This window comes from Streptomyces sp. HSS9-12 (genome assembly GCF_054963655.1).
Genome location: NZ_JBUEGC010000026.1, coordinates 72,252 through 95,169 on the forward strand (window position 1 = coordinate 72,252; position 22,918 = coordinate 95,169).

The 22,918-nt window shown below is 70.3% G+C and carries 15 protein-coding genes; 11 read left to right on the forward strand and 4 right to left on the reverse strand.

Going from position 1 to position 22,918, the window contains the following annotated elements; genetic code table 11:
* Nucleotides 1–302: 302 nt before the first annotated feature.
* Nucleotides 303–1,694 carry a mucin-5B gene (locus tag ACY34J_RS16115; RefSeq protein WP_462727175.1) on the reverse strand — a complete coding sequence of 464 codons (1,392 nt, stop codon included), beginning with the start codon at nucleotides 1,692–1,694 and terminating at the stop codon, nucleotides 303–305.
* 279 nt (nucleotides 1,695–1,973) lie between these two features.
* Between ACY34J_RS16115 and ACY34J_RS16120 the strand changes: the two genes are divergently transcribed.
* Both ACY34J_RS16120 and ACY34J_RS16125 read left to right on the forward strand, forming a co-directional pair.
* Entirely contained in the window at nucleotides 1,974–3,482 is a 1,509-nt protein-coding gene (locus ACY34J_RS16120) for a sodium:solute symporter family protein (protein WP_462727176.1), read from the forward strand.
* Entirely contained in the window at nucleotides 3,475–4,776 is a 1,302-nt protein-coding gene (locus ACY34J_RS16125; RefSeq protein ID WP_462727177.1) for an AGE family epimerase/isomerase, read from the forward strand. Before ACY34J_RS16120 ends, ACY34J_RS16125 begins: the two co-directional genes overlap by 8 nt.
* Before the next feature lie 388 nt (nucleotides 4,777–5,164).
* Here ACY34J_RS16125 and ACY34J_RS16130 read toward each other — a convergent pair whose 3' ends face one another.
* Genes ACY34J_RS16130 through ACY34J_RS16140 form a run of 3 tightly spaced genes read right to left on the reverse strand, consistent with a single transcriptional unit; the run spans nucleotide 5,165 to nucleotide 8,993 of the window.
* Nucleotides 5,165–6,583: a YlbE family protein gene (locus ACY34J_RS16130; RefSeq protein ID WP_462727178.1), complete on the reverse strand. Its 1,419-nt coding sequence runs from the start codon at nucleotides 6,581–6,583 to the stop codon at nucleotides 5,165–5,167.
* Nucleotides 6,580–8,076 (reverse strand): FdrA family protein, encoded by a 1,497-nt coding sequence (locus ACY34J_RS16135; RefSeq protein ID WP_462727179.1) that lies wholly within the window; start codon nucleotides 8,074–8,076, stop codon nucleotides 6,580–6,582. Before ACY34J_RS16135 ends, ACY34J_RS16130 begins: the two co-directional genes overlap by 4 nt.
* Complete coding sequence (locus tag ACY34J_RS16140; RefSeq protein WP_462727180.1) at nucleotides 8,073–8,993, reverse strand: oxamate carbamoyltransferase subunit AllH family protein; 921 nt, start codon at nucleotides 8,991–8,993, stop codon at nucleotides 8,073–8,075. The genes ACY34J_RS16135 and ACY34J_RS16140 overlap by 4 nt, the downstream gene beginning before the upstream one ends.
* Before the next feature lie 335 nt (nucleotides 8,994–9,328).
* Between ACY34J_RS16140 and ACY34J_RS16145 the strand changes: the two genes are divergently transcribed.
* From ACY34J_RS16145 to ACY34J_RS16185, 9 genes are all read left to right on the forward strand, one after another.
* Nucleotides 9,329–10,942, forward strand: a complete 1,614-nt coding sequence (locus ACY34J_RS16145) for a PucR family transcriptional regulator (RefSeq protein WP_462727181.1) — start codon at nucleotides 9,329–9,331, stop codon at nucleotides 10,940–10,942.
* 440 nt (nucleotides 10,943–11,382) lie between these two features.
* On the forward strand, nucleotides 11,383–12,846 hold the full coding sequence (locus ACY34J_RS16150) for a uracil-xanthine permease family protein (RefSeq protein ID WP_462727182.1): 1,464 nt from the start codon (nucleotides 11,383–11,385) through the stop codon (nucleotides 12,844–12,846).
* Nucleotides 12,847–12,965: 119 nt separating this feature from the next.
* The gene (locus ACY34J_RS16155; protein ID WP_462727183.1) at nucleotides 12,966–13,898 is read left to right on the forward strand and encodes an FAD binding domain-containing protein; all 933 of its coding nucleotides are present in this window, start codon (nucleotides 12,966–12,968) and stop codon (nucleotides 13,896–13,898) included.
* Nucleotides 13,895–14,440: a (2Fe-2S)-binding protein gene (locus ACY34J_RS16160; RefSeq protein WP_462727184.1), complete on the forward strand. Its 546-nt coding sequence runs from the start codon at nucleotides 13,895–13,897 to the stop codon at nucleotides 14,438–14,440. Before ACY34J_RS16155 ends, ACY34J_RS16160 begins: the two co-directional genes overlap by 4 nt.
* Complete coding sequence (gene cutA, locus ACY34J_RS16165; RefSeq protein ID WP_462727185.1) at nucleotides 14,437–16,992, forward strand: aerobic carbon-monoxide dehydrogenase large subunit; 2,556 nt, start codon at nucleotides 14,437–14,439, stop codon at nucleotides 16,990–16,992. Before ACY34J_RS16160 ends, cutA begins: the two co-directional genes overlap by 4 nt.
* Nucleotides 16,989–17,657: an SRPBCC family protein gene (locus ACY34J_RS16170; RefSeq protein WP_462727186.1), complete on the forward strand. Its 669-nt coding sequence runs from the start codon at nucleotides 16,989–16,991 to the stop codon at nucleotides 17,655–17,657. The genes cutA and ACY34J_RS16170 overlap by 4 nt, the downstream gene beginning before the upstream one ends.
* 23 nt (nucleotides 17,658–17,680) lie before the next feature.
* On the forward strand, nucleotides 17,681–18,580 hold the full coding sequence (locus tag ACY34J_RS16175) for a carbon-nitrogen hydrolase family protein (RefSeq protein ID WP_462727187.1): 900 nt from the start codon (nucleotides 17,681–17,683) through the stop codon (nucleotides 18,578–18,580).
* A 311-nt stretch (nucleotides 18,581–18,891) separates the two neighbouring features.
* Nucleotides 18,892–21,051 (forward strand): hydantoinase/oxoprolinase family protein, encoded by a 2,160-nt coding sequence (locus tag ACY34J_RS16180; RefSeq protein ID WP_462727188.1) that lies wholly within the window; start codon nucleotides 18,892–18,894, stop codon nucleotides 21,049–21,051.
* 4 nt (nucleotides 21,052–21,055) lie between these two features.
* Nucleotides 21,056–22,915 carry a hydantoinase B/oxoprolinase family protein gene (locus ACY34J_RS16185; RefSeq protein WP_462727189.1) on the forward strand — a complete coding sequence of 620 codons (1,860 nt, stop codon included), beginning with the start codon at nucleotides 21,056–21,058 and terminating at the stop codon, nucleotides 22,913–22,915.
* The last annotated feature ends 3 nt before the right edge of the window (nucleotides 22,916–22,918 follow it).

The window sequence follows — 22,918 nt, forward strand, 5'->3', positions numbered from 1 at the left end:
GAGGTCATCCCCGGGGACGCTCGCCATGGTGAACCCCATGTGAACCCGCGCCCTGCGGTGCGCCCCGCCTGCGCTCCGCCCACCCGTTCACGGCACCCAGACCACGTGGGTACAGGCGTTCTCGGTGGGCCGTTCTCGACTGCCTGCGTTCTCCGGAACCGGTCGTCCGAGCACGCTCGCATCGGACGACGGAGCACGCCCACACTGCGAGCGTCAGCGCCGCGACGATCCGGCGCGGGTTCGCGTATGGTACGCGGCGCCCGTTCTCCCACCGGAGCGGAAGAGCCTGGCATGCGGACTCATCACTTCTCCCCGGGGACGTAGAGGCGGATGTCGTCGACTGTGGCCGAGCCCTCGTAGAAGTTCAGATGCGGGTCACCGAGGATGAAGTAGTCCGGGTAGGCCGACCCCTTGGGCCACTGCTCGACCGAGTAGCTGCCGTGCGGCCCGCTGAACGTCAGGGTGGAATTGAACCGGCCGTCGTACTCCCCGGGCGTGTTGTTGTAGTGCCAGATCGGCGTGGATCCCTGGACGAAGTCGCGGTGGTAGCGCAGCGTCATGCGGCCCGCGTTGCGGAAGTTGCCCGACATCTCGGTCGTGTAACCGGTCGCGTCCCGTTCGATGGCGAAACGGTAGGTCTCACCGGGCATGAGCTCCGGCTGGATCTCGGCCGCGGAGACGATGGTGCCCGGGGTGGACTCGGTGCCGTTGAACGTGCCGCACTCGGTCGGCATGACGAACTGGTTGTACCCGATGCTCGCGTCCCGCCAGCGCGAGCCGTCGAAGAAGATCTCGTTGATGCCGTTGCCGCTGCTCTCGGGCGCGTTGTAGTTGTACGGCTGCTTCGTCGCCGGATTGCAGATGGCGTAGCTGCTGACGCCCGTCCGCTTCACGTTGTACGCGTCCATGCCCACCTTGCGGTGGTTGTGGATGAAGACGTTGTTGTGCGGGGCCGGCCGGGCGTAGTCCATGATCGACAGGAAGTAGAAGCCGTTGTCGGTGCGGACGTCCCCGAAGTTCGGGTTGCAGGGGTCCGCGGGGCCCGAGAAGTCGCCGCGCGCCTTCCAGGGCCAGTTGGTCTTGCAGCCCTCCGTCCCATAGCCGTTGGTCTTGCCGTCGTACTCCCAGGTGCCGTCGCGCTTGCCGCCGAAGTCTATGGTGCGCAGGGTGTACTCGATCCGGTACCGCGGAGGCAGCGCACGGGTGGAGCGGATGATGCCCCCGCCGTCATGGCGCGGCTCCTCCAGCTTGGCGGCCCGGCCGCCCGGTTCCGTCGTGACATTCCGCAGCGAGGGAGGACCCTCAGGGCGGCCGTCCTTGTCGATGTCGCGGGCGGCCAGTTCGGCGGTCAGCCAGCCGTCCTTGCCGAACGCCACCCGCTTGCGCAGGATGTCGGAACCGGCGAGCTGGCGGCGGAAATCGGACCCGCCCTGGATTTCGTAGTACTTGCCGTCGTCGTCGATGTGGTCGACGTTCCAGGGGCTGGCGTCCCCGTGCGGGTCCTTCACCCACGGGGCCGCGTCGACCGCGAGCGGCGCGCCGAAGCTCTCGTCGTAGACCAGTCGCCAGGCGCCGGGATCGGCCGAGGGGGCGGGGTCGGGATTCGCGCGCGCCGGTGAGGCCAATAGCGCGACGAGCGACGCGGAGGTCCCGATGGCCAGTGCCAGCCGTCCGGGCGCATCTGATCGGCGCATGCCCTTCCTCCTTTGATGGAGCGGCTCTGGTGTTCCCTGGATGCTGCTTGCAGATGCTTTTAATGTCAAGATTCCAATCATTAACAAACACAAGTCAGCATGCTTGGTGCAGTGAGAACACGGCGACTGTGCGGTCCCCCTCTGATGCGGCGGACTGACGACCGCTTGCAGCGGCGCCCGCCCTTGACATGCAACCGGTTGCACGCCACAGTGCCGCAAAGCGCGCGTCGCCTCGGAAGCGGGCGCGCGCGGCCTCTATCCGGCCCTCCGGAGGGATCTATGGGTTTCCTCGACTGGCTCATGCTCGGCGGCTACTTCGTGGTGATGATCGGGATCGGGGTCTGGTCCAAGGCCCGCATTCACGACGCCCGGGACTTCTTCACCGCCGGCGGCCGGATGCCTTCGTGGCTGTCCGGCATCTCGCACCACATGTCCGGCTACAGCGCGGCCGTCTTCGTCGCCTACGCGGCCGTGGCGTACGAGGTCGGCTTCACGCTCTACATATGGTGGGCCGTCGGCATCACGATCGCGATGCTCATCGGCGCCGCGCTGTTCGCCCCACGGTGGGCACGGATGCGCCAGCGGCTCGGCGTCATCTCGCCGCTCGAGTACCTCGCCACGCGCTACAACGTCCCGACTCAGCAGCTGCTGGCGTGGAGTGGCGCCGGACTCAAGGTCTTCGACGTGGGCGCGAAGTGGACCGCCTCGGCGTTGCTGCTGAACGTCTTCGCCGGTGTCCCGCTCGTCTGGGGGGTACTGCTCACGGGCGGCGTCACGCTCGTCTACTCGACGATCGGCGGTCTGTGGGCGGACGCCCTCACCGATTTGGGGCAGTTCATCATCCAACTCATCGCCGGCGTCACGCTCTTCGTGGCGGTGCTCGCGCGTCTCGGCGGCGTGCCGGCCGTGTGGCGCATCTGGGACGAACTGCCTGAGGGTCACTCCCACCCGTTCAACGGGGACTACACCGTATGGTTCGTCCTCACCTACCTGCTCATCAGCACGTTGTCGTACAACGGCGGCACATGGAACCTCGCGCAGCGGTTCATCGCTGCACCCACCGGTGCCGAAGCCCGCCGAGCCGCGCTCCTCTCGGCCGGGCTCTACCTGTTCTGGCCCCTGGTGCTCTTCTTCCCGATGTGGGCGGCGCCGGTGATCCTGCCAGGCCTCAAGCAGCCCGACCAGTCGTACGCGCTGCTGACCCAGGAGTTGCTGCCGGGCGGACTCATCGGCCTCGTGCTCGCGGGCATGTTCGCCCACACGATGGCCATGACATCCTCCGACGCGAATGCAATCTCGTCCGTGGTCGTCCGTGACATCCTGCCTGCGGTCTGGAAGAACGGCCGGAACATGGTCGGCCGCACCGAGCTGTTCGCCGGCCGGCTCAGCACCTTCCTCTTCATCGCCCTGTCGATGGGTATCGCACTGACCGCCGACTCCTTCGGTGGCGTGCTCGGCCTCATCATCCTCTGGTTCGGGGCGCTCGTCGGCCCGATCGCGATCCCCATGCTGCTCGGCATGCTGCCAGCGTTCCGTCGCTGCGGACCTTCGGCGGCGATCAGCTCATGGGCGTCCGGGCTTGTCGCGTTCGCGCTGGTCAAGTACGTCTTCGCGAACGATGTCGAGGTATTGACGATCGCCGCTCCGGTGCTCACCTCGCTGGTCGTCTTCGTGTTCGTCGGTCTCTTCCACCCCTGGCGTGAGCCGGCCTCCGACGCCCTGGTCGACGCGCTCGGGGTCGAGGAGCCGACGGAGCAGATCAGAGAAAAGGCTGCCGATCGTGTCTGATGACGGCCGCCCGTACCGCGAGCACCTGCTCCGGGATGTGCTGTCCTGGTGGGAGCGCAACGGTCCCGACGACGAGTACGGCGGCGTGCTGACTTGTTGGGACAACGCGGGCAGGACGCTGATCTCCAGCGACAAATACACGTGGTCGCAAGGGCGCTGGATCTGGCTCATGGCTCGTGTGGCCGACGCGGCCCGGCGGGGCGTGCTCCCGCCCGGCGGCCCGGCCGATCCGGAGGCCTGCCTGCACCGGGCACGCGCGACCGCGGCCTTCGTGCGCGAACATGCGTTGCTCGGCAACGGCACGACTGCCTACGTCACCGACCGCGTCGGCACGCCGCGGGAGCCCGCACCGGGATCGGGTCTGCACACGAGCGCGTTCGCCGATTGCTTCGCCGCGCTCGGGTTCGCCGCGCTGGCTCAGGTGGACGGGGACACGGACGCGGGCCGGCTCGCCGAGTCTCTGCTCCTGGGGGTCGCAGCGCGGGCGCGCGATCGTACGCTCCGCACCGACCCGTATCCGATCCATCCCCGCTTCCGGGCGCTGTCGGTGCCGATGATCCTTGTCGGTACAGGCACCGAGGTGTGGGCGGCGACCGGCAGCCGCCGCTGTGCCGACGTAGTGGCCACCGCCGCCCGTGAACTCGCCACAACCCTACGGTCCGGCGATGATCTGGTCGAGATGCGACCGGACGATCCCGAGCTGGCCGACACGCTCCTGGCCCGGCATCGCACTCCAGGGCACGTGCTCGAGGTCCTGTGGTTCCTCATACACGCCGCCGACACCCTTCCCGCCGTCGCGGCGGAGCTCGGTGCCGGAGACGTGTTCCGGGGTCGTCGCAGGCTTCCGGACTGGCTGCCGGAGGCGGCGCTACATGCACTCGAGACGGGTTGGGACGACGAGCACGGCGGTCTGTTCCGCTACGTCGACATGGCGGGCGGAGCGCCCAACGGCCTTCTGCTGGGTGATCCGTACGAGACACTGGTCGTCGAAACGTGGAACACCAAGCTCTGGTGGCCGCATGCGGAAGCGTTGTACACGACGGCGCTGTTGGCACGTCGCACTGGCGACCGCCGGTTGGCGGACTGGCACGCACGCCTCCGTGACTACACTCTCACCACGTTCCCTGCGGGTCCCGGCGGGGAGTGGACTCAGATCCGGGCGCGTGATGGGACGCCGCTCGACCGCGTCGTCGCTCTGCCGGTCAAGGACCCCTTCCACATCGCCCGCGCGCTGCTGTTGCTCACCGAGCTGGAGGCAGGAAACATGCGCAGCGATGAGGGGAACTCCGCGTGAGGCGAAGGGTGCGCCTGTGTCAGTGCGGAATGCCGTCCTCGTCGGCGGCACGCTCGTCTCATAGCAGCAGAACGCCGAGATGCGGGCGCTGGCCGAAGCGCTTCGAACAGATCGAGGAGATCAAGAAGATCTCGGCCGCGGCGCCGGGCTGGCCTCTGGCCGGGAGGTGCCCCCGCGCCGCGTTCTCGAATCATCCGAATAGGCCTATGTGGGGACGCGTCTGCGCCGCGGGAGACACCCGCACCCCGCGAGCTGGCGGACGCCGGCTCGGCCTCAGCGATCGCGGCCCGCGCTCGAATGACCCGGTCGAGCGCGGGCGACGCGGGTGCGGGCGCCGGCAACAAGAAGGCGTCCCGCTTCTTCGGTTGGCGGGGGCGGGCCGTCCGCGTCACCAGGCCGGCGCCTCCTGCGCGAGCGCGGTGAGCGCCGAGGTGAAGCACTCGGCGGGTGGAGTGACGAGCCCCGCGCCGACCTGGCCGGTGCCGGCGACTCGTCCCGCCATCCCCGTGTTGATTTGAGGCAGCACGCCGGTGCGCACGACACTGGCGACGTCGATGCCGGTGGGGGTGCCGCGGAAGTCGAGCACGGGCACCTGGTACGCCGGGTTCTCGGCCAGTGTGATCTCGTACATCCGGCGTGTCGCGTCGAGCGCGTCCTTCACCTCTCCCCCCACGAACCGGACGATCGCGGGAGCCGCGGCCATGGCGAAACCACCGATGCCGGCCGTCTCGGTGATCGCCGAGTCGCCGATGTCGGGGTTGGCGTCCTCGGGACCGTAGGAACCCAGGTAGAGCCCGTCGGGTACCTGAGCCGGGCCGGTGAACCAGCGGTCGCCCGTGCCGGACACCTGGATGCCGAAGTCGGTGCCGTTGCGGGCCATGGCCACGACCATCGTCGAGCCGGGCACCCCACGCCCCGCATCCAGCGCGAGCTTGCAGGCAGGCATCGCGAGGTTGAGGAAGAAGTGGTCGTTGCCGCTGACGAAGCGGATGGCCTCGGCGATGTCGGCGGCGGGAGCACCGCACTCGACCAGGTCCGAGAGCAGCTCACGCAGCAGCATCAGGGTGCCGGCCCGGTTGCGGTTGTGCCCCTCGTCGCCCATCTGCAGCATCTGGGCGATGATCGCGCGGATGTCCACCGGACCGTGCGCGCGTACGGCGCTGCGCAGGAGCGGGCCGAGCACGGAGGACATCCACCGCAACCGGTCGATGACCTCGGGGCCGTACGCTCCGTAGCGCAGGACCTTGCCGAGCCCTTCGTTGATCGAGCACCACGCGCGGGTGCCGTGGGTGGTGTCCTCCAACTGGAACATCCACATCGAGGGGCTGACGACACCTGCCATCGGGCCGACGGCACTGTGGTGGTGGCAGGGTTGGAGTTCCACTCCCCCGCCGGCCAGACGTGCCGTGGCTTCCTCGGGAGTGGTGGCCAGACCCTCGTAGAGCATGGCGCCGATGAGGGCGCCGCGCATCGGGCCTGAGGCCCGCTCCCAGTCGATCGGCGGCCCGGCGTGCAGGAACTGCCCGTGTCGCAGGCCGAGGACTTCACTCGCAGGCCGCACGTCCACCAGCTGTGCGGTGGCGGCCAGCACACGCTGCACGGCCGTGCGGTTGGCCTCCTCGCGGCGCGGGTCGGCGAGCACCCGCGCCAGGGTGTCGGCGGTTCCGGGCAGCGGCGGGCGCCAGTCGACGCGGGTGACCGGTACGGCCTGGGCCGACAGGGCGTCGGCGAACAGGTCCGCGCCCACGGCCACCACCGCGGGGTCTCGGCGCAGGAGACGGCCGGAGGTCGGGAGACGGTCGTTCACGGGTGCTGCCTTTCCACGAGTGCCACGGCGCGGCGGGCGGCCGCGGCATTGGACAGGTGGACCTCGGCGCCGGCGTCGGCCAGGGTACGGGCCTGGGCGTGCAGGTCCTGCGGGTCGAGGTCGGTTCCGCACAGGGAGACCACCACTGCCGGAGCGTCGGGGCCGGCCGCGCGGACAAGCTCGGCGACGTCGGCGCCGGGATCGGGATGGGAGCCGTGGCCGATCACCACGTCCAGCAGCACGGCGGCGGTGGCGGGGTCGGCGAGTTCCTCGGCGAGCCGCTCAAGGCGCAGAGTCGGGTCGATCATGGGGTGGGGGCGGCCCGCGGTCAGCAGGTCGTCGCCGAAGTCGATCATCAGGTGCCCGGTGGTGCGCAAGTCGCCCGGGAGGGCCCAGCCGGGTTCGAGTGGGATGTTGGAGGCGATGGGGCCCAGCGCGTCGGCCGCGATGACCATGGCCTCGTCGCAGAGCGTGCCGCCGCAGAACAGCCCGCGCAGGGCTCCGGACCGCGGTGTCAGCGGCCGGTCGGGCAGCCAGGAGGGCCAGCCCGGTCCCTGCTCGTCCGGCGCCGGGTGTCCCAACCCGGCCAGTGCCTTGGTCGCGGCGGCGGTCAGGTCGTCCTGGCCGCGGCCGAGGAAGGCGAGCTGCACGGGCGTGGCCAGACCGGCGGCGTAGCGGGCGACTTCGGCTGCCACCGAGGGCGCCGGCGGCTTGGACACGACGACGATCAGCTCGGTTTCCGGGTCGGCGTCGAGCAGGGCCATGGCCTGCAGTGTGGAGCGGGCGCCGACGGCCTCCGACAGGTCCCGGCCGCCGACGCCGAGGCAGTGGCTGATGCCCGCCCCGGCGGCGTGCAGCAGGCACATGAGCTCCTGGGAGCCCGTTCCCGAGGCTGCCACCAGGCCGGCCTTCCCGGGCCGGACGGTGTTGGCGAAGCCCAGCCCGACGCCGCCGACGACGGCGGTTCCGCAGTCCGGCCCCATCACGAGCAGACCGCGCGCGCGCCCGTGATCCTTGAGCCGGATCTCCTGCTCGACCGGCACGTTGTCGCTGAAGACAATGACGTCGAGACCGGCGTCGAGGGCGTCCACGGCCTCGGCGAAGGCGTTGGGGCCAGGTACGGAGACCAGCGCCAGGGTGGCCTCTCCGGTGGCCGCTGCGGCGCGGCGGACGGTTCGGTGGGCGGGCCCGGTGGAGATGCCGCCGGAGCCGCCCGAGCTGCGCGCGGGGGCGGACAGCGCTTGCTCCAGGCAGTCGCCGGCGCGCCGCAGGGTGTCCTCGTCCTCCGCCCGGATGGCGACGATGAGGTCGTTGGGGCCCGCGCCCTCCGGGATGTCGAACCCCATGCTCGCGAGCAGGCCCAGGTTCAGTTCCGTCCCCATGGCCACGAGCGCGTTGTCGACCCCTTCGACCGCCGTGACCGCCCGGCTTACTTGCATCAGACTTACCGAGTCGCGGTACGTTCCGCGGCGCAGCTCCAGTGTGCTGATCACGCATGCTCCTTCCGTTGAGCGTTGCAGGGGGCGTTGCGCCGCGTGCGACGCCACGCCAGAGCGGCGTGGGCACCCGCGAGCACCCCCAGGCCGAGGTCCGCTCCCGAGGTGTGACCCACCGTCAGCAGGCGGGTCAGGGCTCGGTCGACGGACGCGTTGCCGGCGACGGCGTCGACGAGGTCGATGACCTGGTCGCAGCCGTCACCTCGCGCGGCGTGGCCGAGCAGTGCCGCGGACAGGTCCGTGGTGCGGCCTATGGCGTGCGCGGCGAGGTGGTCGCCGAGCCGGGCCTGCTCCTCGGTCCAGGTGCCCAGGTGGCGCAGTGCGAGCAGGAAACCGCTCAGCACGTCGTCGCCGCTGGGGGTGAGGCCCGGGCCGAGGCCGACCATGCGGCCGGCGGCGGCCGCGGCGGCGGTGCGGTGGCCGCGAGCCGCGTGGCCGAGCAGTTGCAGGAGGGCGGCACGTCCCGTCCGTGGCAGGCCGGGTGACGGTCCGCCGGGGCGGCGGAAGGCGGCGTTCAGCTCGCGGACCGCCGCCCGTACCGTCGACGGGTCGCGCGGCGCCTGCGGTCGCCTGGGTGTCCACCAGCGGGCGACGCGGACGGAGAGCGTCCCGACGCCCACCATTCCGGCGCCGCACCGGGCTGGGGCGCGGACGCAGTCTCGCAGGGCGGTGAAGGGGGAGGTCGTACGGCCGGCCGGGACGACCACCGCGTTGGGCAGCCGTACCGCGTCCGTGGTGACCAGGGCGAGGACCGTACCGTCCGGTGCGGACAGGTACACCGCGGAGGGGAAGACGGCGAGGAACCGGGCCGGGCCGCACGGCCCTTCCAGGACCCCGCGCAGGCTCCGGGACGCGGCCCCGGGTAGGTGGTGCGTATCGCGGTGGTCACCGTCGATGACGAGCTGGAGCGTCATGGACGCATACCTCCTCGCATGCGGTGCTCGGCTTCGCCGGTCGGGTCGCGACGAGGGCGGTCCGCGAACTCCTGCCGGTCGCTGGACAGCCTGAAGCCACGGGTTCCGTGCGGGTTCCGCTGGTCCCCGGGTCGATCCGACCTCTGTTGCGAACCTAATTCGATCGTTAAGGTCCCCCCATGGGAAAGGTTGCCAATCATCAGGCTGTTTGTTCGCGTGACTTGCCAAGTCCCGCGACCGCTGCGGCGGTCACGGGGCCGTCTCCGGAGGCGTCCGAGGCTGCGGCTGGGGCCGGGTCGGTGCGTTCCGCCAGTACCGGGACGTTTATTCGCGGCGTGCCCGTGCGCGAGGTGCTGAGTACTCCGTGCTTCGAGGGCGCTCGGCTGGTGGCCGGGGAGAGCGGGCTCGACCGCGTCGTGCAACGGCTGAACGTCATGGAGGTCCCCGACATCCTCCCGTGGACCAAACCGCACGAACTGCTGCTGACCACGGGCTATCCGCTGCGGGAGACCCCGCAGGCACTGGCGGGTCTGGTGACCGAGCTGGCACAGCGGCAGTTGGCGGCCGTGGCCATCAAGCCGGGCCGGTACATCGACGAGCTGCCACCCGAGATGCTGGCCGGGGCCGACCGCCTCGGGCTGCCGATCATCCGCCTTCCGGACGACGTGGCGTTCGACGACATCATCAACCAGGTGCTCACCGACATCCTCAACCGGCAGGCGGCGGTCCTCGCCCGCTCGCAGGAGGCGCACCGGGCCCTGATGAGCGTGGTTCTTGCCGGCGGCGGACTGCAGGCGCTCACGGACGAGCTGACCGCCCTGCTCGACGGCACCGTCATGGTGACCACGCCCGACGGCCGCGTGCTGGCCCGGTCCGACCCGCCGGGCGGCCGGGCACCGGTTCAGGACTGCTTCGACGCCAGCGGACGGTTCCGGGTCGAACAGTTCAAACACGGGCTGCGCACCTTTGAGGAGCACGGCACCCGCGTCGCCCTCGTGCCCGTGCACGCCGGATCGCTGGACCACGGCCGGGTCGTGCTCATCGCGGGCGACCGGCCGCTGGACGACAGCGACGTGCATGTGCTGGAGCAGGCGGCGGCCACCGCCGCACTGGTGATCACAAAACAGCTGGCGGTCGCTGCCGTGGAGAGCAAGTACCAGGGCGACTTCCTCCGCGACCTGCTCGCCGGGCGGGCGGGCGAACCCCACGACACGGTGCCGCACTGTGCATCCCTCGGCTGGGACATCGACCGGCCGCTGGTCGTGGTCGTCGCCGAGCTGGATCCCGGCACGGAAGCCGGTCGGCAGTCGCATGACCTGCGCCCGCTGCATGAGCGCTTCGCCGCAGCCTGGACGATGGTCGTGCGCGAACGCGATCCCAAGGCGGCAGTGGTGGGCTACAGCCAGGAGGTCGTGGTGTTGATGGGCGCGACCGACCAGGACAGCGCCATCCGGGTGGTGCGGCAGATGGTGGCGCAGGTGTCCGGGGACGGCGGAGGCGGGCGACGCTCGTTCTGTACCGGGGTCAGCCGGACCGTGGCCGGTCCGGCGATGCTGCCCGAGGGGTACGAGCAGGCGCGCCGTGCGGCCAAGGTCGGCCGGCAGATGCACGGCCCGGGTGCGGTGGCGGACTTCGACAGCCTGGGCGTGTTCCGGCTGCTCAGCCTCGTGCCCGACTCGGCGGAGCTCACGAGCTTTATGCAGGAGACCCTGGGCGAGCTGGCCGACCGGGACGATTCGGAGACGGCCGACCTGCGGACCACCCTGCAGGTGCTGCTGGACACCAATCTCAATGTGGCCGAGACCGCACGGGTACTGCACTTCCACTACAACACGTTGCGGTACCGCATCGGCAAACTGGAACGTCACCTTGGGCCGTTCACCACCGACCCCTCCTTGCGGCTGAACCTCGCGCTGGCGCTTCAGGTGCTGCGCATGCGCGGGCTGTGAGGGCCGGCGCGGGCGGGCACCGGGCCGGATCCGGTGTGCGAAGTGGGCCGGCAGTAAGGAAGGTTCCGCCACAGCCGCCGGTGCGACATGACGCCGCATTGACGGAAAAAACTGGACATAACTTAACGAACCGTATGGCCTGGCAGACACAGCCTGGTTGACTATCGACAACTCGACTCCGGCTGCTCTGGCAACTCTTTCCCATGCTGGAGCTTCCGGTCCTTCGTAACGTTCCCCTCCTCGGCACTGTGGCGGCGCCGGCTCGGCCATCGCCGTTCACCTTCGCCTACCACTCGGAACTGTGTGCGCCAACGCCTCTGGCGCACCCCGGCACGGCGACCGCGGTCCGGTACCTCACGCGGGTCCGGCACCCGACCGGTCTCCACGCCACCTGGACGAAAACCAGGGGCACCGCCCCGCACGCCTGGAAGGCGGCTCCAATGGCACTCGGTTTGGGTTGGAAACTCCACGGCGACGGCACAACACCACCTCCGGGCGAGGTGGTGCCGCCGGACGAACGGCTCTCCTGGGGCCGGACCGTGGGTCTTGGTGCCCAGCACGTCGTCGCCATGTTCGGCGCGACGTTCGTGTTCCCCGTCGTGATGGGGCTCGACCCCAACCTGGCAATCATGATGTCGGGCATAGCGACGGTGGTCTTCCTGCTCATCGTGCAGGGAAAGATCCCCAGCTACCTCGGCACGAGCGCGGCGTTCGTCGCCGCCGTGGCATCGATACGCGCGGCCGGCGGCACCGACGCGACCGTCACCGGGGCGATCCTGGTCGCCGGCGCGGTACTCGCCCTGGTCGGCGTACTCATCCACATCGTGGGCGCGCAGTTCGTCAACCGGGCACTGCCTCCGGTGGTCACCGGCGCGGTCGTCATGCTGATCGGCTTCAACCTGGCGCCGGTGGTGGCGCAGGTGTACTGGCCTCAAGACCAGTGGGTGGCTGTGCTCACCATGATCGCGGTGGTGGCCATGACGGTGTTGCTGCGCGGGTTCTGGTCGCGCATCGCCGTCTTCCTCGGACTGGTCTTCGGCTATCTGTTGTCCTGGATCCTTGACAAGACGTCAGGAAAAATCACCTCGGTGCTGCCGGGCAGCACGGACGGCAAGGAGGTCCCGCACTTCCGGGTCGACCTCCACGCGGTGGGCGAGGCCGACTGGTTCGGTCTGCCGAGCATGCACGCCCCCGATTTCAAGACCTCGGCGATCCTGGTGGCGCTGCCCGCGGTCATCGCGCTCGTCGCGGAGAACACCGGCCATGTCAAGGCTGTCGCCGAGATGACCGGGCAGAACCTCGACGGCAGCCTGGGCAAGGCGATCAGCGCGGACGGTCTCGGCACGGTGATCGCCAGCTCGCTGGGCGGTTCGCCGACGACGACGTACGCCGAAAACATCGGCGTGATGGCCGCCACCCGCGTCTACTCGACGGCCGCATACTACGTGGCGGCCCTGGTCGCCGTGCTGTTCGGCCTGTGTCCGAAGTTCGGCGCGCTGGTGGCGGCAACGCCCGGCGGCGTGCTCGGCGGTATCACCGTGGTGCTGTACGGCATGATCGGCTTGCTGGGCGCGAAGATCTGGATCGAGAACAAGGTGGACTTCGCCAACCCTCTGAACCTGGCGCCCGTGGCGGTCGGCCTGGTCATCGGCATCGGCGGCGTGGCCTTGAAGATCAGCGACGACTTCACCATCGAGGGCATCGCGCTCGGCACGGTGGTGACGATCGTCGGCTACCACGGGCTGCGCGCGCTTGCCCCCGCGCACCTGCGCGGCGCCCCCGCCGGTGGCGAGCAGCAGGCCGACGGTCCGCACCGGCCCGGTGCGCCCGCCGCGGCCCCGGCCCGCGCCGGGGAAGAACCAACGGCCGGGGCAACCGTCGGGAGCGGACCGGAAGAACCGTAGACCAGGGGCCCTGACGCTGCGAACGTGAGCGTCTCCGGACCAGGTACGGACCCGCGGGCGCGCAGTCAAGACCCGCATCCGTACCGGCAAATGACCAGAACGAACGAGGAAGGCACACCGTGAAGCCGCCGGCTTTCCAGTACCACGCACCGAAGAGCCTCGCCGAGACGCTCGATGTCCTCCACGGTGTCGGCGACGACGGGAAGATCCTCGCCGGCGGTCAGAGTCTGATCCCGATCCTCAACATGAGGCTGGCGGCGCCGGGCCATCTCGTCGACATCAACGGCGTGGCGGACCTTGCGTATGTGCGCACCGATGCCGGCGGGGTCCGGGTGGGCGCGCTCGCCCGGCACAGCGACGTCGAGCACGACACGGCGGCGCACGCCGCCGTGCCGCTGCTGCGCCAGGGACTGCGGCTCGTGGCCCACCCGGTGATCCGCAACCGCGGTACGACCGTGGGCAGTCTGGCGCACGCGGACCCCTCCGGTGAGATGACAGCGGTTCTGGCGCTGCTCGGCGGCTCGGTGGATCTCGCCCGGCGGGGCTCGACACGCACCGTGGCCGCGCAGGACTTCTTCGTCGGCCCGCTGGAATCGTGCGTCGAGCCGGGCGAGCTGGCCGTCTCGGCCTACTTCCCGCGGCTGCCGGGCCGCACCGGCACCGAGTTCGTCGAGAGCGCCCGCAGGCACGGTGACTACGCGATGTGCGGCGTGGCAGCGGCAGTCACCCTCGACGACGACCTGCGCATCGTCCGGGTCCGGGCGGCGTATCTGTCCGTCTCGCCGGTCCCCCTGGTCCTGGATCTGACCGAGGCCGTCACCGGTGCCACCCCCGACACCGCGAACTGGCAGGCCGCCGGAGAGCTTGCGGCGGAGCAGGTCCAGCCGGAGCAGGACATACACGCCACGGCCGAGTACCGGCGCCACCTCGTGCGGGTCCTGACCGCACGGGCCGTGCGGTCCGCGGCCGTCCGGGGGGCCGACCTGGCAGCCGGCTGCACGGATGTCAGCGACCAGGGCAAGAACGACAACCAGGAGCGTTACGACCGATGACCGAGCAGATGCACGAGATCCAGCTCCGGGTGAACGGGGTGCTGCGCACGGCCACCGTGCCTGCCCGCCGGCTGCTGTCCGACTGCCTGCGCCGCGACCTGGGCCTGACCGGTACGCACGTCGGCTGCGAGCACGGCGTGTGCGGGGCGTGCACCGTGCGGATCGGCGGACGGCCGGTGCGCTCCTGCCTGATGCTCGCGGTGAGCGCGAACAACCACGACATCACGACCGTGGAAGGCCTTGCCCGGCCCGACGGCGGCCTCCATGCGGTGCAGCAGGCGTTCCGCGAGTGCCACGGGCTCCAGTGCGGGTTCTGCACGCCGGGGTTCCTGAACGTGATCGCCGCCTACCTCGAGGACAACCCGGATCCGACCGAGGAAGAGGCCCGCGAAGCCGTCTCGGGCAACCTGTGCCGCTGCACCGGCTACCAGAACATCGTCAAGGCGGTGCTGCGCGCGGCACAGATCAATCGCGAGCAGGGGCGAGGGCACCAGGCCGCGGACGCCGGCGCGGACGCTTCGGTGGAGGGGGCGGCACGATGACGACGGCACCGGCCACCACGACCGGCGGGACGACCACCACGCCCACGCCGCCGCGCACGGAGCAGGCGCAGCGCACGACGCGGAAGCCGACCGGGGCGGTCGGCACGCCGATGGAACGCACCGAGGACCCGCGGCTCATCGTCGGCGAAGGCCGATACCTTGACGATCTGGGAGCGACGGCATACGAGGCCGCTTTCGTACGCAGCCCGCACGCCCGCGCCCGCGTCATCGGCGTCCACACCGATGACGCGCTCACCGTGGACGGCCTTATCGGCATCTACACCTACGAGGACCTCACCGGGAAGCTCGCGGAGCCGCTGCCGCTTCTGCTCCCCCACCCCGCACTGACCCACGGCCGCACCGCCTACCCGCTGGCGAAGGAGTTCGTGAACCATGTCGGCGAGCCCGTCGTCATGGTGGTCGCCCGCGACCGGTACGCGGCCGAGGACGCCTGCGAGCGCATCGTCGTGGAGTACGAGCCGCTGCCTCCGGTGGTGGGGATCGAGAACGCCTTCCGGGCCGACCACCTGGTGCACGCGGATGTGCCGGGGAACGTCGCGGCCCATCTGGTCCAGGAGGTCGGCGACGCCCGCGCCGCCGTCGCGGCTGCGCCCCACACGCTGGAGTTGCAGCTCGACATCGAGCGCAGCGCCTGCATGCCGATGGAGGGGCGCGGGGTGTACGCCCGTTGGGACGCCGCGGACCAGTCACTGCGGGTGTACAGCTCGACGCAGACGTCCACCGGTGTGCGGGCCGCCATCGCCGCGAAGCTCGAGCTTCCGCCGGCCCAGGTCGAGTGTGTGACCCCGGACGTCGGCGGCGGCTTCGGCGTGAAGATCATGCATCCCTGGCCCGAGGAGGTGCTGGTCCCGTGGGCGGCCCGACTGCTCGACCACGAGGTGAAGTGGACGGAGGACCGCCGGGAGCACTTCATCTCCTCGGCCCACGAGCGCGGGCAGCTGCAGACCGTGCGGGTCGGTTTCGACGACTCCGGCCGCATCCTGGGCCTCGACGTCGAGATCCTGCACGACAACGGTGCGTACACCCCGTACGGCATCATCGTGCCGATCATCACCTCCACCCAGTTGCTCGGCCCCTACAAGCCGGGGGCGTATCGGGTGGACTTCCGCAGCCTGTACACGAACACCGTGATCGTCACTCCGTACCGCGGTGCGGGCCGGCCGCAGGGTGTGTTCGCGATGGAGCGCACCATGGACGCCATCGCCGACCGGCTGGGCCTGGACCGCACGCAGGTACGAGCGGTCAACTTCATCCAGCCCGAGGAGATGCCGTACGACCACGGGTTGCTGTTCCAGGACGGCCGGCCGCTGGTCTACGACTCGGGGGACTTCCCCGCCTCGCTGGAGAAGCTGAAGAAACTCGTCGACTGGGAGGGCTTCGAGACCTTCCGGGAGCAGGCCAGGGCGCAGGGCCGCAAGGTCGGGATCGGCATCGGCTGCTATGTGGAGGGCACCGGCGTCGGCCCGTACGAGGGCGGCCATGTGCAGGTCGAGACCAGCGGCAGGGTCAACGTCGCCACGGGCCTGACCAGTCAGGGGCAGGGCCATCAGACGGTGTTCGCGCAGATCGTCGCGGACGAGCTCGGCGTGCGGGTGGAGGACGTGACCGTGACGACGGGCGACACCCGCAAGTTCGGCTATGCGGTGGGAACCTTCGCCTCCCGGGCGGCCGTGATGAGCGGCAACGCCATCGCGCTGGCCGCCCGCAAGGTGCGCGCGAAGGCGCTGCGCGTGGCCGGGGAGGCACTCGGCGCCGACCCGGAGGATCTGGAGATCGTCGACGGCCAGGTGCGCGTGCGCGATGATCCGTCGTCGTCCATCGCGCTGGGCACCGTGGCGGTCCTCTCCAACCCGCTGCGGTACGCCTTCGACGAGGCGTCCAAGGCCGCCACCCAGTTCGGCGGCCAGGTCGATTTCAGCAGGCCGCCGGTGGCCGAGGGCGACGAGCCCGGCCTGGAGGGCCGCGACTACTACTCCCCGACGAGGGCGACGTTCGCCAACGGCATGCACGCCGCGATCGTCGAGACCGACCCGGAGACGGCCGAGATCCGGGTGCTGCGCTACTGCGTCGTGCACGACTGCGGTCACCTGCTCAACCCGATGATCGTCGAGGGTCAGGTGCACGGCGGTGTGGCGCAGGGCGTGGCGGGCTCACTGTACGAGCGCATGGAGTACGACGAGAACGGCCAGCTGCTCAACGCCTCGTTCATGGACTTCCTCATGCCGTACGCGAGCGAGATCCCCGCGATCGAGATCGACCACTTGGAGACGCCCTCTCCGCTGAATCCGCTGGGCATCAAGGGAGCAGGCGAGGCCGGGGTGATCCCGGCAGCGGCCGTCCTGGCCTCCGCGATCGAGGACGCAGAGGGCTTCGCGATCAACCGGATGCCGATACAGCCGTGCGAACTGTTCCATCTCCGGCAGCAGTTCGCGGCCGGAAAGATCCCACCGCTGCGCCGTACCGGCGGTGCAGCGAACGACACCGGGAGCCGCGCAGGCAACCCTACAGACAAGGAGCACCCCGAGGCATGAAGGTCAGCGGAGACGCCATACTGAACGCGCCGGTGGAGAAGGTCTGGGACGCTCTCAACGACCCCTCGGTACTTGTCCGCACCATTCCGGGCTGCGAGAAGCTCGAGACGACCGGCCCGGACACCTACCGGATGACGGTGACGATGGGTGTGGCCTCGATCAAGGGCACCTACCTCGGTCAGGTCCAACTTGTGGATCAGCAGAAGCCGGGAGCGTTCACTTTGAAGGCGTCCGGGGCCGCGGCCCCGGGCACGGTCAGCGCCGAGGCGAAGGTCAAACTGCTCGATCTGGGAGACGGGCGGACCCGGTTGGAGTACGACGCGGACGCGGTCGTCGGCGGAATGATCGGCGGCGTCGGGCAGCGGGTGCTCACCGGAGTCGCGAAGAAGACGGCGGGCCAGTTCTTCTCCGCGGTGGACATGACGCTCAACGGCCAGGCCCCGGCGGAGGCAGCTGCCTCGGCTGAGGCGGCCGGCCCGGCCGAGTCCGCGAAGCCGGCCGTGACCGCCGCACAGCCCGCGCCCGGGGCAGGTGCCTTCGTTCCCGCGGCCTCCCCCGGCCCGCTGGGCGCCCCCTCAAGCGGCCAGTTCGTCAAGGGTGCGCTGTTCGGTGCGGCCGTGGCGCTGCTCGGCGCCGCCGTGGGCGCCATCATCAGCGGCTGCTGACGGAACGTCAAGGAGGATATGTCATGCGTCCGTTCATTGCCGCGGCCGTCCAGGTCGCGCCCAGGCCGGAACCGCTCACCCCGTCCGTCGTCAAGGAGAACGTCGACCGGGCGGCCGAGTGGGTCACCCGGTGCGTGGAGTCCACCGGGGCGGAACTGGTGGTGCTTCCGGAGAGCGTGACCACCGGCTTCAGCCCGGGGCTGCCCGCAGAGGAGCTGTGGGACCTCGTCGACGAGGTGCCCGGCGTGCTGTGCGAGCCGTTGCGGGAGCGGGCGCGGGCACTCGGGGTGCACCTGGTGTGGGGCACGTACGAGCGCGGTGACGGCCGCGGCGTGGTGCACAACTCCGCCGTGCTGGCCGGGCCGGACGGCGGGGTGCTCGGCGTGTACCGCAAGACCCACCCCTTCGGGCCGGAGCTGCGCGAACGCGGCGGCTGGGTCACTCCGGGCGACCGGGTGACGGTGGTGGAGACCGACCTCGGCCGGATCGGCATGATCATCTGCTTCGACGGCGACTTCCCGGAGCTCAGCCGTATCCAGGCCGTGCAGGGAGCGGAGATCCTGTGCCGGCCGTCGGCCCTGCTGCGTTCGGCGGACCTGTGGGAGCTGACCTGCCGGGCCCGCGCGTACGACAACCACGTGTACGTCATCGGCACCAACGCCACGGGCACCGACCCGGCCGGAGTGCTGTACTTCGGCAACTCGATGATCGTCACCCCGGGCGCCGAGGTCGTGGCGCGCGGGTCCACCCACGAGGGCTGGGTGTCGGCCCACCTCGACCCGCAGCGCGCGCTGGCGGCGCTGACACCCGGGTCGAGCGTGCCGCAGGTCTTCGACCACCTGCGGGACCGCAACCTGACGCTGGTGCGCCGTTATGGGGAGGACCTGGCCCGCCCCGCCGGGACGCCGTTCCCGCACGGGTAGGAACCCGGGACGAGGCAACCGCGCTCCGCCCCCGCACCACGGGGGGCGGAGCGCGGTTGTGCGCGCCTTCCTCGGGACCTGTCGGACATGTCCGTCCTTCGGCGGGGCGCGCCGTCCCCCTTTCGCACGTTCGAGGCTGCACCAACTCTTGCCGAAAGTGTTGGCAGACATTGCCGAGTCACCGCGGGCCGTCGCGAAGTTGAATCGTTCCCAGCGACGCGGGCCACCGGCAGCAGCTGGGCATCGCCTGAGCCGGACTCGCGGCGAATCACTTGTCCCTGCATCGCTTCCCCGTCCGAGAGGAGCGCCCCATGACGCCTGCCGGAACCGAGGGACCCCGGCGCCGGATCCGCATCGGCATCGACACCGGTGGAACGTTCACCGACGTCGTGGCCCTGGACGAGGACACCGGCGAACTCGTCACCACGAAGACGCCGTCGACCCCGTACGACCCCGCCGACGGCTTCATGAACGGCGTGGACAAGGTGCTCGGCCTCCTGGAATGCACCGGAGCCGATGTGACCGCCGTGGTGCACGGCACCACCGTGGCCACCAACCAGCTTCTGGAGGACAAGGTCGACCGGCTCGGGTTCATCACCACCGAGGGCTACGAGTTCATCCTCGAGATCGCCCGGCAAGCGGTGCCGGACGGCTATGGCAACTCCTACTTCTGGGTGAAGCCGGACCGCATCGTCCCCGTCGACCGGATCAGGACGGTCGGTGGACGCCTGGACCACCAGGGCCGTGAGGTCCGGCCGTTCGACGAGGCCGGTGCGCGGGAGGCGGCGCGCTGGTTCCGCGACCACGCCATCACCACGCTCGGTGTCTGCCTGCTGCACTCGTATGCCAATCCCGCGCATGAGCAGCGGATGCGCGACATCCTGCGCGAGGAGCATCCGGAGGCCGTCGTCTCGATCAGCTCGGAGGTGCTCCGGGAGTACCGCGAGTACGAGCGGTCGATGACCACGCTGGTCGACGCCGCGGTCAAGCCGCGCGTCGCCCAGTACGTGGGCGGCATCAAGGAACGCCTGGACGCGTTCACCGCGGCTGCGGGCGAACGCCGGCCATGCCGGGTGCCGTTCGCCATCATGAAGTCCAACGGCGGCATCCTGTCCGCCGAGGAGGTCGTGCACCAGCCGATCACCACGGTGCTGTCCGGGCCGGCGGCGGGCGCGCTCGGCGCGGCCCTGATCGCGCGGCACGCGGGCTTCGACAAGGTCCTGACCTGCGACGGTGGCGGCACCTCGACGGACGTGTCCGTCGTGCTCGACGGCGAGCCGACGCTGACGACCGAGGGCACGGTCGGGCGCTTCCCCTCCAAGATCCCGATGATCGATGTGGTCACGGTGGGCGCGGGCGGCGGTTCCATCGCCTGGATCTCACCCGAGGGCACCCTGAAGGTGGGTCCGCGTTCGGCGGGCGCGGATCCGGGGCCGCTGTGCTATGCCAAGGGCGGCTCCGACCCGACGGTCACCGATGCCCATGTGGTTCTCGGCCGTATCCCGCCGCACCTGCTCGGTGGCGAGATCCCCCTCGACGTCGAGGCGGCCCGCGAGGGGCTGCGCAAGCTCGCCGGCGAACTGAATCTCAGCCTGGAGCAGTGCGCCACAGGCGTGTTGGAGATCTCGGCCTGGAACCAGGCGAACGCGCTGCGGCAGATCACGGTCAAGCGGGGTCTTGACGTCCGGGACTTCGTGATGGCGACGTTCGGGGGCTCCGGCTCGCTGCTGCTCTGCCGGTTGATCGACATCCTGGGCCTGGCCGGCGTGATCGTTCCTCGGGACCCGGGCAACGTCTCCGCGTTCGGCCTGCTGACCGTCGACGTCCGCTGCGACTATGTGCAGACGGCGGTGTGCCGGCACCCCGACCTCGACCAAGGCCACCTGGCGAAGATCTACGGCGACCTGACCGCGCGGGCGGCCGAGGCCCTGGACAAGGAGGGCTTCGACCGCGCCGAGCAGCGGTACGCGCGCACCGCCGACCTCCGCTACTTCGGGCAGGCCTTCGAGGTGCGGGTGCCGGTGCCCGACGGCCCGCTGGACGCGTCGTTGACCGAGCGGGTGGCGGAGCTGTTCCACGACGCCCACGAGCGGCTCTACGGATACAACTTCCGCGGCGACGCGAGCCAGACGGTCGAGTGGGTGAACCTGCGGGTCACCGGCATCGGCCCGATCAGGCGCCCCGCGCTGCGCGAACTGCCGCCGGGTGACGGCGACCCCGGCCGGGCCCGCACCGGCGTGCGCCCGGTCTGCTTCAACGCAGCCGACGGGTACGTGGACACCTCCGTGTACTGGCGCGAGGACCTCGCGCCGGGCGACGCGGTCGAAGGTCCGGCCGTCGTCGAGGAGTTCGGCTCCACCATCCCGATCCATCCGGGGTTCACCGCCCGCGTCGACGCCTATGGCAACGTCGTCGTCACGAGAGCGGGCGCCGACCGCAACGAGCAGAACAACCAGCAGAAGGGGGCCTGAGGCCATGACCGTTCAGGCACCGGTCCACACCGTGGACCCCGTCCTCCTGGAGATCGTCGAAGGGACCCTCGCCTCGGTCGAGATGGAGGTGGAGACGGCCATCGCCCGCACGTCGCGCTCACCGATGATCCGGGACGCGCACGACTTCAGGGCGGGCATCCACGACCGCAGGCTGCGCAAGCTCACCGGCCGGTCGTACTCGGCACTGGTGCACCCGGTCGCCCGGGACTTTCCGCTGCACACGATGCGCCCCGGTGACGTGTTCTTCCACAACGACGTCTACGAGTCCGAGGGCGGCATCGGCCACCTGCCCGACCTGTGCGTGACCGTGCCGGTCTTCCACGACGGCGAGGTGGTGGCCTTCGTCCAGGCCTTCGGTCACCACGACGACATCGGGGGCTGCTGCCCGGGCTCGATGCCGTCGGGCGCGACGAGCGTGTACGAGGAAGGGCTGATGGTCCCACCGATCAAACTGTGGGATCAGGGTGTGCCCAACCAGGCTGCGCTGCGCATCATGACGCGCAACTCGCGGATGCCGGACTCCCTCGCGGCGGATCTGGACGCCGAATGCTCGGCCTGCCTGATGGGTTCGCGCCGCCTGACCGAGCTTTTCGACCGGTACGGCCGGGCGACCGTCGAGGCGTGCTTCGACGCCATATTGGACAAGACCACGCAGACCTACCGGCGGGAGATCCTGTCGAAGATCCCGGACGGCCAGTACGTCTGGGAGGACTACGCGGAGCACGACGGCGTCGACGAGCCGAAACTGCACACCCAGCGGATCACCCTCACCAAGGTTCCCGACAAGATCATCATCGACTTCACCGGGACTTCCGCGCAGGCCAAGGGCCCGATCAACCACTGCGGCGACTACGCGGACGGCAACTTCCTCAAGAAGTGGCTCGCGCCGATCCTGCGCAACCTCGCGGACACTCCCGAGCGCATGGCGGAACTGGACGTCAACGAGGGCATTGTCCCGCTGATCGAGATGAAGTTCCCGGAGAAGGGCACCTTGCTCACGCCGGTGTTCCCGGCGCCGACGAACGCGCGCACCTTTGTCATCCTGCGCCTGCTCGGCGTCCTCGCCGGCGTGCTCGCCAAGGCCGTGGACGGCAGGATGCCCGCGGACCAGGAGACCATCCGCTACACGGGCGTGTACGGCACGGACGCCCAGGGCCGCCCCTACCTGATGCGCGAGGTGCTCGGCGGCGGGTCCGGGGGCCGGTACTACGCGGACGGTGAGGACACCATCCATGTCGTCCCGGACTCGCGGAACCTGCCCACCGAGTTCACCGAGTCGCGGTTCCCGTTCCGGGTGGAGCGCCTGGGCCTGGCCGCGGACTCCGGCGGACCGGGGCAGTTCCGCGGAGGACTCGGCTACGAGAAACACATCCTTATGCTCCAGGACGCCTCGTTCATGTCGATCGCGGACCGGTCCATCCTGTCCTGCTGGGGCGTCAAGGGCGGCCGGGCGGGACGGCCGTTCGAGGTGGTCATCGACCCGGGCGGGCCCAACGAGCGGGTGATGGAAGGACTGGTGGACGGCGAGCCGGTGCGGGCGGGCGAGATCATCCGCATCCGCACGACCGGAGGCGGCGGCTGGGGCGATCCGCTGGACCGCGACATCGCGGCAGTGGTGCGGGACGTGCGGTGGGGCAAGGTCTCCGTGCGCGGCGCCCGTGACGACTACGGGGTCGTGGTGGCCGGGGACGGCGACGAGCTGCGCGCCGACGAGGAGGCGACGCGGGAGCTCAGGGCCCGGATGAGGGCCGCTCGACCGGACGTGCGGCCGTTCTTCGACCGCGGGCCGGGATACACGACCCTGTCGGGCGGCCGACCGTATCCGGAGGTGGACCTGCTTTAGTGC